The 13236-nt window shown below is 51.5% G+C and carries 9 protein-coding genes; 3 read left to right on the forward strand and 6 right to left on the reverse strand.

Translation table 11 applies throughout. The features are described 5' to 3' along the window. Window positions 1-233 precede the first annotated feature (233 nt). Window positions 234-1214 (reverse strand): helix-turn-helix domain-containing protein, encoded by a 981-nt coding sequence (locus tag METBU_RS0115475; RefSeq protein WP_235726419.1) that lies wholly within the window; start codon window positions 1212-1214, stop codon window positions 234-236. A 539-nt stretch (window positions 1215-1753) separates the two neighbouring features. Here METBU_RS0115475 and METBU_RS0115480 point away from each other — a divergent pair. From METBU_RS0115480 to pcp, 3 genes are all read left to right on the forward strand, one after another. Further along, window positions 1754-2314: a thioredoxin family protein gene (locus METBU_RS0115480; protein ID WP_017841494.1), complete on the forward strand. Its 561-nt coding sequence runs from the start codon at window positions 1754-1756 to the stop codon at window positions 2312-2314. 89 nt (window positions 2315-2403) lie between these two features. Next, entirely contained in the window at window positions 2404-3873 is a 1470-nt protein-coding gene (zwf, locus tag METBU_RS0115485) for a glucose-6-phosphate dehydrogenase (protein WP_017841495.1), read from the forward strand. A gap of 156 nt (window positions 3874-4029) precedes the next feature. Continuing rightward, entirely contained in the window at window positions 4030-4659 is a 630-nt protein-coding gene (pcp, locus tag METBU_RS0115490) for a pyroglutamyl-peptidase I (RefSeq protein WP_017841496.1), read from the forward strand. A gap of 20 nt (window positions 4660-4679) precedes the next feature. On the opposite strand, the gene METBU_RS28450 is transcribed toward pcp, so the two are convergent. From METBU_RS28450 to METBU_RS0115525, 5 genes are all read right to left on the reverse strand, one after another. Further along, window positions 4680-6692 (reverse strand): dipeptide ABC transporter ATP-binding protein, encoded by a 2013-nt coding sequence (locus METBU_RS28450; protein WP_017841497.1) that lies wholly within the window; start codon window positions 6690-6692, stop codon window positions 4680-4682. Continuing rightward, window positions 6692-8020, reverse strand: a complete 1329-nt coding sequence (locus METBU_RS0115505; RefSeq protein WP_017841498.1) for an ABC transporter permease — start codon at window positions 8018-8020, stop codon at window positions 6692-6694. The genes METBU_RS28450 and METBU_RS0115505 overlap by 1 nt, the downstream gene beginning before the upstream one ends. Further along, on the reverse strand, window positions 8017-9135 hold the full coding sequence (locus tag METBU_RS0115510) for an ABC transporter permease (RefSeq protein ID WP_017841499.1): 1119 nt from the start codon (window positions 9133-9135) through the stop codon (window positions 8017-8019). The genes METBU_RS0115505 and METBU_RS0115510 overlap by 4 nt, the downstream gene beginning before the upstream one ends. Further along, entirely contained in the window at window positions 9132-11708 is a 2577-nt protein-coding gene (locus METBU_RS0115515) for an ABC transporter substrate-binding protein (RefSeq protein WP_017841500.1), read from the reverse strand. The genes METBU_RS0115510 and METBU_RS0115515 overlap by 4 nt, the downstream gene beginning before the upstream one ends. A 418-nt stretch (window positions 11709-12126) precedes the next feature. After that, a complete protein-coding gene (locus METBU_RS0115525; RefSeq protein WP_017841502.1) occupies window positions 12127-13017 on the reverse strand; it encodes a carbohydrate kinase family protein in 891 nt (296 codons plus the stop codon). Window positions 13018-13236 lie beyond the last annotated feature (219 nt).

A 13236-nucleotide genomic window follows, 5' to 3' on the forward strand; every position in this document is an offset into this window, starting at 1 on the left:
ACAATACGTTTTAACTCACAATTGAGAAAAGTTTATTATGAAAATTATTAGCCATTTGTTTTTAGCCATTATTGCAGTTTCAGCCTTAGCCGCTTGCAGCGAATCCGGTCAAGGTCCTAGCAGGCCAGCCGACTCAGCAAATTCAGCGCAAATGATGTTGAAATAAGCACTCTCCGTTGCGAGTTGAGCCGGGGTTGCTGTTGCGCTTTAGCGTGTTACGAGGTAGCTTCGGTTCAATAACAATCTTCGACGAGAACTTTTAAAGCGTTCATGTTGTTAATTTTGATGTTGCGTCGATTGATTGCAATTATTCCTTGTTGATGTAGTTCAGTAAGTAAGCGGCTAACGGTTTCGTTAGTGATTCCTAAAAAATTGGCGATATCCTGCCGTTTCATTGTCAAATTAAATTCGGTTTTCGAAAATCCTAAGGCATTGTATCGATGCGATAGCTTTAATAAAAAGATCGCCATTTTTTCCTTGGCGGAACGATGACCTAATAACAAAATCTGATTATGATCGGATTCGATTTCCTTGCCTAAAACGCGTAGCATTTGAGTTTGCAAACTAGGAATCAACCGGCATAATTCATTAAGTTGAGATAATGGCAGTTCGCATACTTTGCTCGTTTCAAGCGCTATGCTTGAGCTTGTGAAGCGCCCATGTTGAAAAGCGTCAAACCCCATTAATTCCCCGGGTAAATAAAATCCAATTGTTTGTTCGGCGCCATCCGTGCTGGATATAAAACCTCTGAAAGACCCCGTTTTAACAACGTATAAGCTACGGCCTTCGTCGTCCTGTCGATAGAGATATTGATCGGATAATATTGGCGGTTTACTTTTTACCATCGTCGCGAACTGTTTCAACTCATTTTTCGCTAATCCGTAAGGAAGACATGACTCGACTAGCCTGCAGTCATGGCATAATGTTTCGTATGGGTCATAGTCTATAGTCGATGTCATTTTTTCTGATAGGGATAAAATTGTCGTCTGCCAAGATAACTCAAAAAAACAGTTATCCATTGACAAGCATACTTCGCAGCTAGCAAAGTTAAACGATCCTTCATTACAGCAATTCCCAATTTGGAGATCAAAAAGGGTGTGGGGTATGCTTGGCGAGGATGTCGGCAGCAGGGCAGATTTTTGCTCCTCGGCAATTGCTGAGTTACATGGATGTAATGAATGCAGAAAATGCAGGAGCATTTTTCTGCCCTGCATCGCCTAAAGCGCCTACTGGTGATGCCCTAATACACGCCATCCATGGCGTAGTGCGAAATCTGCATTCATGCCATCCATGGCAATCAGTCGCCGCCGTCAAGCCTACACGGACGTATTTACGGCGACCTGCCTAGCGAGTGACCGAACCCTCAACAGAGCTCATAGTTCCAGGACATTATTTATCACGAAATCCTGAGAAGGTGTTAAAAAATCAATTGGACCGGATATTTTATAGACAATTCAACTATACCGACTAACAGGTATTTAAAGTATACCCATCGCACTTCAAATTTCGGCATTGACGCATGGAGGCGCTGGGGTGTTCGGCAAAGGCTTTGACAGCCGGGATGCTGTCACAGAGCCTACATGGACGTTTCACGGCGTTCTTTGACGGACCCCCGGCGCCGAAATTTGACCAGCAAAGGGTATAAAACCCTTCATTTGCAAAGAGGCCTAACTATCCATGCTTGAACTAAGGCTTTATAATTCGGCTTTCGATATGGTTTAAGATTATCCAAGCAAGACATAGGAGAGTATAGATGGCAGCGACCGAGTCTAATATGATGCCTTTAGGAACCCGTGCGCCGGATTTCGAATTACCCGATACCGTGACCGGAACGACCAAAACGCTTCAAGAGTTAAAAGGAGAAAAAGGTACGGTGATTCTCTTTATGTGTAATCACTGCCCCTATGTGCTGCATGTCAAAGGGCAATTGATATCGATTGCCGAGCAATATGCTCAACAAGGTATTAGTACGATTGCAATCAGTGCTAATGACATTATCAATTATCCGCAGGACGCGCCGGATAAAATGCAAGCGATGATGCGAGAATGGGGCAATCCTTTCGCCGCTTATCTTTACGATGAAAGCCAGTCTGTTGCAAAAGCTTATCAAGCCGCTTGTACGCCGGATATATACGTATTCGATGCAGCCCTATCTTGTGTTTACCGCGGACGCTTGGACGGATCGACCCCAAAAAACGATGTTCCGCCGACCGGTAGCGATTTACGCACGGCTTTGGATAACTTACTGGCCGGAAAGTCCATCGATCCGCGGCAAATTCCAAGCATCGGTTGCAATATAAAATGGAAAGATTAATTTAACGATACGGAAGCACCCCGTTTTTCTTTCATTTTTTCAAATCTAACTTAAGTAGCCGAAAATCGGTTTATTGTTCTTCAAATTCAATGAAATCAAATCAAAAATTTAAACCTTGCGACCTGGTCATATATGGCGCGTTAGGCGATTTATCGACGCGCAAATTATTAATTTCGTTATATCGGCTCGAAAAATCAGAATTGATCGAGCCCGAGACTCGTATCATCGGTATTGACCGGCATGCTCTCGAAGAGGGCGGCTTCGTTAAAGTCGCTAGGAAAAGTCTACAGTCTTATCTTAATGAGACGATCGACGATGAAGTCTGGCAGCGTTACTCGGCTCGAATGCAATATCTCATGATCGACCTAACTCAACTCGATCAATATAAACAATTGAATTCGGTCATCGATTCCAAATCCAGAGTGTTGGTCAATTATTTAGCCGTCGCGCCGTTTTTGTTCAAAAATATTTGCCAGGGTCTCGATAAAGCAAAAATTTTGACTCGAGAATCGCGTGTGGTGATGGAAAAACCGATCGGCAACGATCTGAAATCCAATCGGGAAATCAACGATGCCGTTGCTGAAGTGTTTAACGAGGATCAGGTATTCCGTATCGATCATTATTTAGGCAAGGAAACGGTTCTGAATCTGTTGGCCTTACGATTTGCCAATTCGATTTTTACGACCAATTGGAATCACAATACCATCGATCACATTCAAATTACCGTTGGCGAGGAAGTCGGAATCGAGGGCCGTTGGGAGTATTTCGATAAAACCGGGCAACTACGGGATATGCTGCAAAATCATTTATTGCAGATCCTGACCTTTATCACAATGGAGCCTCCCGCGTCGCTGGAAGCCGAAAGCATTCATAGCGAAAAAATCAAGGTGTTGAAAGCCTTGCGTCCGATTACCGCCGACAATGTCGAAGAAGTGACCGTGCGAGGGCAATACACCGCCGGTTACATGAAAGGACAAGCCGTGCCGGGCTATACCGAGGAGGAAGGCGCCAATAAGGAGAGTACCACCGAAAGCTTCGTCGCGGTGCGCGTCGATATCGATAATTGGCGCTGGGCCGGCGTACCGATATATTTGCGTACCGGAAAGCGCATGCAAAATAAGCGCACCGAAATCGTCGTTTATTTCAAGCGCTTGCCGCACAATATCTTTAAGGACAGTTACCGCGAATTGCCGCCGAATAAGTTGATCATTCATTTACAGCCGAAGGAAGGCGTCGAAATTGAAATGCTCAATAAGGTACCCGGAATCGGCGGTAGTATCACGTTACAGCAGAATAAACTGGATTTGAGCTTTTCTGAAACGTTCAAAAACAGCCCGTTTTTCGGCGGTTACGAGCGGCTGATTTTGGAAGCAATGCGGGGCGATCCGACCTTGTTCCTGAGTCGGCAGGAAATCGAACAGGCTTGGGCATGGGTCGATTCGATACAAGATGCTTGGGCGCGTAGAAAAATTGCGCCAAAACCCTATTCCGCAGGAAGCTGGGGGCCGGTCGCGTCGGTGGCATTGTTGGCGCGTGACGGACGGGCTTGGGAAGAGTAAGCTCAATCTTGTAGGGTGCGCATCGCGCACCATTTGTCTCCATTGGCCGGGATGATCGGCTTAGGCTATGACAGCATGGATGCTGTCATAGAGCCTACAGGGACGTATTTACGGCGTCCTTTGACGCGGGCCCCCGGCGCTGAATTTTGATCTGTGATGGCTAAGTTATTAATAACAGGCTTCGATCCTTTTGCAGGAGAGATCGTTAATCCTTCATGGAAAGCCGTTCGCCATTTAAATAATACGATCATCGGTGGCTTTGAAGTGATTGCCCACGAAATTCCGACCGTGTTCGGTAAAGCGTCGGCGATCGTGCAAAGTCAAATTGAGCACCATCAACCCGCTGTCGTGATCGGTGTTGGTCAAGCGGGCGGTAGCAATGCCATTCGTATGGAATGTTTGGCCAAAAATCGGATTAACGCCAGAAAACAGGATAATGAAGGTAATCAACCTAAGAATACATTGATTGCCATTGAAGGTTCTGCCTCCTACCCGGCTTCGATTCCTGTTGAAAACATGGTCGAGCAGATCAAAACAGAGGGTATTTCAGCGTATCTTTCCAATTCAGCGGGAGCTTTTGTCTGTAACGAGCTTTTTTATTCGACACTCCATTATGTCGAATGCCAAAACCTGCCGATACGAGTTGGTTTTATTCATGTCCCTTATTTGCCGGAACAAGTCGCCAATACAAAACGAGCCGGACTGCTGCCAAGCATGACCGAAGAAACGGTCGTTCGAGCGCTGACTGTTGCAATCGAGGCTATTGGTGACCGTTTGAGCAATTAAACTCAAACAGCATTTCACCATTATGTATCCTTATGCAACCAACACGCCGAATAGTGAACGGCGCGCGGTTCGAACTCCGGTGGTTCTTCTACATCGCACAGCCCTTTGATGGCATACGGACAGCGCGGATGAAAGTGGCAACCAGGCGGCGGGTGCAACAGACTGGGCGGTTCGCCGTCCGGTAGTTCGCGTTCTTGAGCGGCATTCTTGGCATCGGGGTCGGCGGTGGCCGCTAGCAAGGCTTGCGTATAGGGATGCTGAGGAAAGTCGAGCAGGTCGTCAACAGTGGCTGCTTCGACGATGCGGCCTCCGTACATCACGAAAATGCGGTCGGCAAAATGCCGCACGGTCGATAAATCGTGCGTGATGAAGGCCAGCGTCAGCTCGCGCTTGCTTTGTATCGTACGGAGCAGGCGCAGGATCTCGACTCGTACCGAGGCGTCCAGCATCGAGACCGGTTCGTCCGCGATGATCATCGCCGGTTGTAAAATCAACGACCGGGCAATGACGACCCGCTGTTGCTGACCGCCGCTGAGCATATGCGGAAACTTAGGCAAATAATCGTCGGCTGGCGACAGGCGCACCTCTTCCAGTGCAGCCCGTATCCGCGTTTCACGTTCCTTGCGGTCTTTGACGCCGTGAATGATCAGCGGCTCGCTCAAGGCGCGGCGGATCGTCATGAAGGGCGGCAGCGCGCCGAAAGGGTCTTGCTGCACATAGCCGACACGCGCCCGGTATTGCTTGAGTTCATGCTTATTCAAGGCATGCATGTGTCGGCCTTCGAAGACGACTTCGCCTCGAGTCGGCGCATGCAGACCGAGTAATGTGCGCGCCAAGGAGCTTTTTCCGCAACCGCTTTCGCCGACGAAGGCAACCGCCTCGCCACGATAGAGGTGGAAATTGACGCCATTTACCGCACGCACATAGCCCGCCCGGATAAATCCCCATTGCTTTAATTCGAACCAGGTATGCAGGTCTTGTGCAGTAACCAAAACCTCTTTACTTAACGGCCGTGTTTCCAAAACGGGAATCGGAGTGTTATGCAATCCTTGCGGTTTGCCGGTTTCGATGCGGTCCGTATAAAGCCAGCAACGGACTTCGTTTCGTTTCGACAAGGCTATCGGCATAGGGTCTTCATCGCAGCGGTCGAATCGGGCGGGGCAACGATCGGCGAAACGGCAGCCCGAAGGCAGCAGCATCAGATTCGGCGGTTGACCTGGAATGTGATCGGGTTGCCGGGTCTGGTGCAGGCGCGGTACGCTGTCCATCAACAGCTTTCCGTAAGGATGGGCCGGTTTTGCAAAAAACTGCGCGGCACTGCTAAGTTCCACGAATTGCCCCGCATACATCAGCGCGACACGATCGGCGATTTCGCTGGATGTGGCGACGTCGTGGGTAATCAGCATGAAGCTGGTGCCCAGTTCCCGCTTGATGCGTTTCAATCGATTCATGATGCCGGCCTGCGTCAGCACGTCCAGCGCCGAAGTCGGCTCGTCCATGATCACCAGTTCCGGTTCCGCGACCAAGGCCATCGCCAGCACTACCCGTTGGCGCATGCCGCCGGAAAGTTCGAAAGGATAACGCCTTAAAAAATCGCCGGACACACCAACCAGTTCGAACACTTCCCCGGCGCGGGCCATGGCTTTGTGCGGGGACCAGCCGCGATGCACACACAAGGGTTCGGCCACTTGCTCGCCGACTCGCATGACCGGATTCAAAGCGTTCATCGAAGCCTGCATCACCAGCGAAATACGCAGCCATTGGATTTCACGGCGAAAGCGCTCGGGACTCAGGGGCATGATGTCGACGCCGTCGAGCAGTACCCGGCCCGAATGGTGTTTGACATTGCGCGGCAGTACCCGCAACAGGGCCTTGGCCAACGAGCTTTTGCCGCAACCCGACTCGCCCAGCACCACCAGTGCTTCGTTGCGCTGGATTTCGAAGTTCAGGCCGTCTACGGCTGTGACGATGCCGCGTTCGGTTTGATAAGCAAGCCGCAGATCTTCGACTTTGAGCAGGGGTTCTGTCATCATTAGATCCGCCGTAGCCTGGGGTTGAACACGCGATCCAGCGCAAAACCGAGCAAGGCAAAACCGAGACCTGTCAGCATCAGCAGCAAAGCCGGAGCCAGCACCCAATAATAATAGTGATTGTACAGAGCACTTTCGTTTTGCGCGTCATTGAGCACCTTGCCCCAAGTCGGCAGCACCGGATCGCCGAGCCCCAGCACCGCCAACGAGGCCTCCAGAAAAACGAATGCCGGGATCAGCGTCACGAAGGTCGGAATCAGCACCGGCAGGATGCGCGGGACCAAGTAATGCAAGATGATGCGGCTATCGCTGGCGCCGTAGGCTTGCGCGGCCTGAATGTAGGGTGACTCGCGTATCGGCAGCAGCATCCCCCGGTACATTTTGGCGCTGGCGCTGAATATGCCGAGTAGCACCACGACGCCCAGCATCAGCCAAATGCTGGTCGAATAGAGTGTTCCGACCATGACCAGTATCGGCAGCAGCGGTAAAATCATGTTGATTTCGGTGAGCCGTTGAATGGCGGCATCGAGCCGCCCGCCGAACCAAACCCCGGTTGCTGCGATTACTAAGGTCGTTAGCGTCGTGCCGACTGCCGCCAACAGGCCGAAAGCCAGCGCGATCGGCGTACCCCACAGCAGCGCGAGCAGCAAATCGCGGCGCTGATGATCGGTACCGGCGAGGCCGTGAACACGTCCATAAACAACCAATTCGGCGGTGATTTCGGCCGTTTCATCGAATAACACCGCATCCAAGACCAGCGTGTAGCGTCCGGGTAAAACTTCAGGCGAATCGGTGCCGGGCCGCGCCAGCAAACCCACATGGGGGAGTAGGCCAAGGCGGCGTTCCAATGCCCAATCCTGGGATATCGAAAAACGGTCGCTGGACGTGATACGGCGTCCTCCTAAGGGTATCTCGCGTCCGTCGGGGGTATGCCAAGTCAGTCGGGCAAAGGGTTCCCGGGTGTGCTTTCCCGACTTCAGAAACAAGTTGATTTCACTCGGAAACTCCGAAAAATTATAATCGAAGTGCAAGGGTATCTTTAGGCGCTTACCACCTGTGAAAGCTACCGATTCCGTTTCGGCAGCAAGGCTTGAAATTATCAATGTTTTAGGCTTGTTGCCGCCTTGCAAGCGATCAAGCCATGCCGGTTCGGCATTTCGGGGATGCATGCGCCAATAGTCGCCTCCGCGCCAACGATCGATGGCCTCGTCATAGGGTATTGCGCTAACCGTAACAATCGATAAACCGACTAAACAGAAAATGATAGCCATGCCGAGTAACGCGGAAGGATAACGGCGCAATTCCCACAGTCGTTCGCTCCAATATTTCATCGTTTTGCTCCGATGCGTACGCGCGGATCGACGATGCCGTACACGATGTCCAGCACCAGGATAGAGAAGGCCAGCAAATAAGCGAAAATCACCACCGAACCGATGATGACCGGCGTATCATGATGGCCGATGGCTTGAAAAATCAGCGTACCGAGGCCGGGCCAGCTGAAGGTTCGTTCTAAAATGATTGCGCCGCTCCACATACTGATCAGCATCAGCATGAAACTGGTAATGACCGGCGCTAGTGTCGGCCGTAAAATATAGCGCCGTTCGATCATGCGGGAAGGCAAACCCTTGGCTCTGGCCATTTCTACGTAATCCTCGCTGGAGTGAATCAAAAAGAAGGTTCTCCAGGAATAGATCGAAATGAAAATTTGCGACAGCAGCATGGCTAGCACCGGCAAGGCCATGTGCTTCAGGACGCTGAGTGCGTAATCTCGGCGGCCGAGCGGTGGCGGCGCCTCCACCATGCCGCCGGCAGGCAGTATCGGCAAAAGGAAAGCGAAGAATAGAATCAAAAAAATACCATAGAACCAAGCCGGTGCCGCTGAAGTCGGTGCCAAAACGATGACGATACGATCTATGAGACTGCCGTAGTGTCTAGACAGCCATAAGGCGATATAGACGGACAAGAAAAAAATCAGCAGATTGGCCGTGCCGAATAGCAACAAGGTGGCCGGCAAGCGCTCGAGGATGATTGCATGGACTTCCCGCGAACCCTGGTCGCTATGCATTTGCTCGGCGCGCCCCAAATCCAGCAGCATTGCACGGTAAAGATAATTAAAACTACGCAGCAGGAAAGGCCGGTCCAGATTCAGCCTTTGAACTTCCAAGTCGACGCGGCGTTGTATCAGTCGATTGCGCTCGTCGCTGTTGAGTTCGCGGAAAGACAAGTCGCCGCGCACGGCTTCGGAAATTTCGCTACGGATTTGCACCAGCCGCAATTCGTCTACGCGCCCCCCCATGTTGGCAATCAATATGGTGAGATAGACACCGATCAAAACCATCAGCGCCAGCGCAATGATGCGTTTGCCGGTAAATAACAGCATCAGTTTGAGATCGCGGACCAATCCTTCCGCATTTTTCGGAATACTTGGGTTTTGGCTAGGGTTCATGGTTCGATACCTTCGGGAATCGATTCGTCGGCGGGTAAGGTTGCGAAGCCGTGAGAGGCGAACGAAGGCAGCGCGACGCGGTTGGATTTGACCGCCAGTTCCAGACTATTGGCTCCGGAGCCGAGCCGATTAATTTGCCGCGCGGCCAAAATCACTCGCCAAATACCGTTCTCGAATGGTTCAGCCTTGCCTTTAAACGAAAGTTTGCCATCGCCGTCAAACAATAAAAACATGACCTCGTCGATGGCGTCCAGCGGATAAGGCTTTCCTTGAAATGTGATCTGCAATTCGAATGTTGCAGTTTGACCGGCTTTGACGAGGATCGGACCGTCCATGACCAACTCGGGAATTTCCGGTTGAACAAAGCGCAGCCATTTGTCGGCAGGGTCCGGGAAATCCTCGTTGCGGCGCAGTACAATGCTGCCTTCGAGCGGATGCACCGAATGCAGATAAAAAGGCCCGTTGCCAACCCAAAAATGACCGCGTTCGGCATACCAGTCTGTCAATGCTTGATAACGTTCTTCCGCTTCGCCGGAGCTTAAATAGTGTTTCAGCAGCGAGGCAAAAGGAATAAAGCCTTCGCGACCGGCCGATTCGAGCAATTGTTGCAAGATCGGCAAGCTGGGACCGGACACCAGGCTCAACCAGTCGACTTGCAACCGGTCGGCCTTGTGCGAGGAAAAGGTTAGACGCTCGTTTTGTTCGGCCAAGATGCCTAACGCCAAGCTATGCCAGGGCAAGACGCTCGGGCTCTTGTCGGCAACCGTGACCTCGGCGTCGGGATGAATTTGATCGCTATAGATGTCGATGATCAGCGGTTGTTTGGAGACGATACGCCAACCTCGGAAATGGCGCTGAAAGGATTCGAAATTGGGCACATGCGCGATGTCGTACAACGGACTGTTTGGATCGGCCCGCTCGAAGCTAAGAATCCACGGCAACAACAGGTCGGCTAGGGATAACGTGCTTCCGTCGTGCCAGCGCCGTTGCCAATAATCGTCCTTGTAACGAATACGAATGCGGCCGCGTGCTTCAAGGCCTTCGGGGTGTTTTTCGGCGACCGTGATAAAGCGCTTGTCATCGCTATTCCAGTCAATCCAGGCATTGCCGGGAACATTTATGGTTTCGGCCCGGTGTATAGTCAGCCAATCATGACTGATAATCAAAGGCACGCCATATTGGACTTTGACGTCGGCCGACTGGATTTGCTGCGGCCAATACAGGCCGGTGAATGGGTCCGCAAGCAGCGGCGGATCTTGCAGGGCGCGGATGATTTTTAGGTCGAAGATCCAATTACTGCCGGCGATCGGATTCCAGGGTTCCGTCAACAAGCCGGGCGAGCCGATGACCATGGTTCCGCCGATTTGATCGTCGAAGCGCAGAGTATAGGGCCACAGCGCCGAGGCGGAAACGCCGCCGGCCAAATCGACCGCCAGCCTTGCGTTATGCGCGCGGGGCCAGGCATTGATTTGATCCACTAGCCATACGCGAACCGAATCCTCCATCGCCAACTCCAATGCGCGGCTCATCAAAGCCCGACGTTCCGGCCAAGTGCGATAGTCACGGCGCTGCAAACGGTCGGCAATCTCGTCGAATTCGGCCGAGGGCCGGTAAGCCTGCCATAAAGGGTCGGCGCGGCCCTTGGGCGTGTAATAGTAACTGAAATTATCGGCCAGATCGCGCTCGATTCGACTGGCAATCCAGCCGCCCGTGTACATATGCCAAGCGCCGGTGCCTGGATCGCCGGCGAGCCAAATGCGCGAAGCTTCGGCGGCGGTGCGATAGAGGTAGCTGATTTCGAATCCGAGATTCTCGAGTAGCGTGCCGATATATTCGCCGATGTGCTTGCGCGCATCTTCGGTGCGGATCAACAGACGCAGACGTACCGGCCGGTCATGATAGCGCCAACGACCTTGCTCCAAGCGAGCGCCCAATGCCAGCATTTCCCTATTGATGATTTTTTTGGCTGCATTGGGATCGTGTTGATAACGCAGCTCTAATGCTCTGGCAACGTCAGCCAAATGCGCATAATCGGGAAACGCGGTGCTCAGCGGTAGAAACCGTGGGACAGCCAGGCCGCCGTAGATCTCTTCGGCAATATAGCGGCGGTTGATCAGTTGATTGAGAGCTTCGCGTAGCGCTGGAACATGGAAGGGATTGAGTTCGCCGTTGGCGAAATGAGGGCCGGCTGGATTGAGGGTTAGTTCCACCGAACTACCGTAGGAAAAATCGTAGTCCGCGCTTTTCGAATCGCGCAGGCGCTGAAAAACTGTGGTGCTGGTGATGCCTTGCGAGAAAATATGATGGCTACCACTTTCGATCAGGCTGACCACCTGTCCGATATCGCCCTGCTGGGTGAAGACGATTTGATCGACCAAGGCACCGCGGCGAGTACTGTCAAGTTGTTTCGTCGAAGGATGTTCAGTGCCGATCAAATTGGTGGTTGAGTCCTCGTTTTTGGGGAACGAAAAAAAAATGAGTGCTGCAAGACCCAAGATAAGGATCATGGGAAGAACGATTTTCATCATAACGCTCATGAAGGCTCGGCGATCGCCCCGGCAAATGAAAGTCATCGGCGTTTTGTCGTTAGTAACAAGATTGGTTGCTGCGTGACTTTCACAGTAATACCGCTAGGCTTTCTGCGTCGGTTCCGGAGGCGATGGCACACAGAATCCATCATATACTTCGCGCGGTCGCATTTGCTGGTAAGCTAACGCACTCTTTTGTCCGATAGCGGCCAGACCTACAAGGATGTAGGTAAGGGGCGTGAGCAGGAACGGAAGCTTTGCGAAAACAGTTACATAGTTTGCTATGCGCTTGTTTTCGCGTCTTGCTACCGAACAAAATAGCATTGCCATAAAATCCGCAAACATGACCGCGCGAAGTATAATGCTTAACCGGCATGCTATGGCTTAAAAAAGGCGTTGTCAAACTATTGAAGAAAAGGATGTGCTTCTCGGGCTCGTTCTTCGATTGATAAATCGGCCAATTCTAACGTAAAAGATCCTGCATTTCTTCACAGGTCGGTAATCCGGGTCTGGCGCCGGTTTTGGTACAACATAGCGCACCGGCAGCGCTGGCGTAATTCAAAATATCCAACCAGTCTTGGCCGGCGGCCAATGCAGCGGCGAAAGCACCGTGAAAAGCGTCGCCGGCACCAGTGCTATCGATAGCGATCACAGGATAGGCCGGCAGCTCGCCTTGTTCATTACCGCGTTGCCAAATCAAGCCGTTTTCGCCCAAGGTGATCACGGCAGCAGGTGCGGTTTCCGCCAGTCGCCTCAATGCCGTGTGTATGTCTCCGGCGTATTGCAGCGCAAATTTTTCCGAAGCAACCAAATAATCCGATAAGTCCAATAAGCCGATGCTGCCCTCGTGAACCGAGCCGGCATCGAGCACGGTCGGAATACCGTTGTATCTTGCATAGCGTGCCAGTTGTAAGGAAATATTCGGTTCGTGACCGTCGAACAGCATGACCTTGGCTTCGAGGTTCGAATAATCGACCGCACCGGCGTTCAAGGGGCGGGTTGCGCCTTTGTAATTGATCAGCGCGCGCCGGCCGTCGGGTTTGACCAGTATTGCAGAGAGGGGTGTCGGTGCCTTGCCTCTAACGATAAAACGGGTGTCGACGCCATCATCGAGCAATTCTTGCCAATGTTTGCTACCGAATAAGTCATCGCCTAAATAACCGGCAAAAGCCGCCTTGAAACCGAGCCGGGCAACCGTTATCGCGGCATTAGCGGCAGGCCCTCCGCCGCAACCGGCAAAGCGGTCGGCAAACACTTTCTCATCGGTGCCGGGGTGGGCCGGTACCGAAAAAATAAGATCATAAGTGGCTTGTCCTACGCAAAGGACATCGATACAAGTAGTAGGTTGATTCATAAGCGGAATAAATGCTAGTTATTACTGAGGTACAAGTGTAATGCAGTTTATACTTATCGTAGATCAATAGAGAAATTCAGCATAGATTACTCCTTTTATATAATCTCTATTTAAACACTTTAATGCGATAATATTTGACAAATAAACATGCAATCTATTTTCGACGATGAAAAAAAGCCTATCTTTTCGATCCTTTTCGAACGAAGTCGTTAAAAAAGG

It is taken from the genome of Methylotuvimicrobium buryatense 5G, assembly GCF_000341735.1.
Lineage (GTDB): Bacteria > Pseudomonadota > Gammaproteobacteria > Methylococcales > Methylomonadaceae > Methylotuvimicrobium > Methylotuvimicrobium buryatense.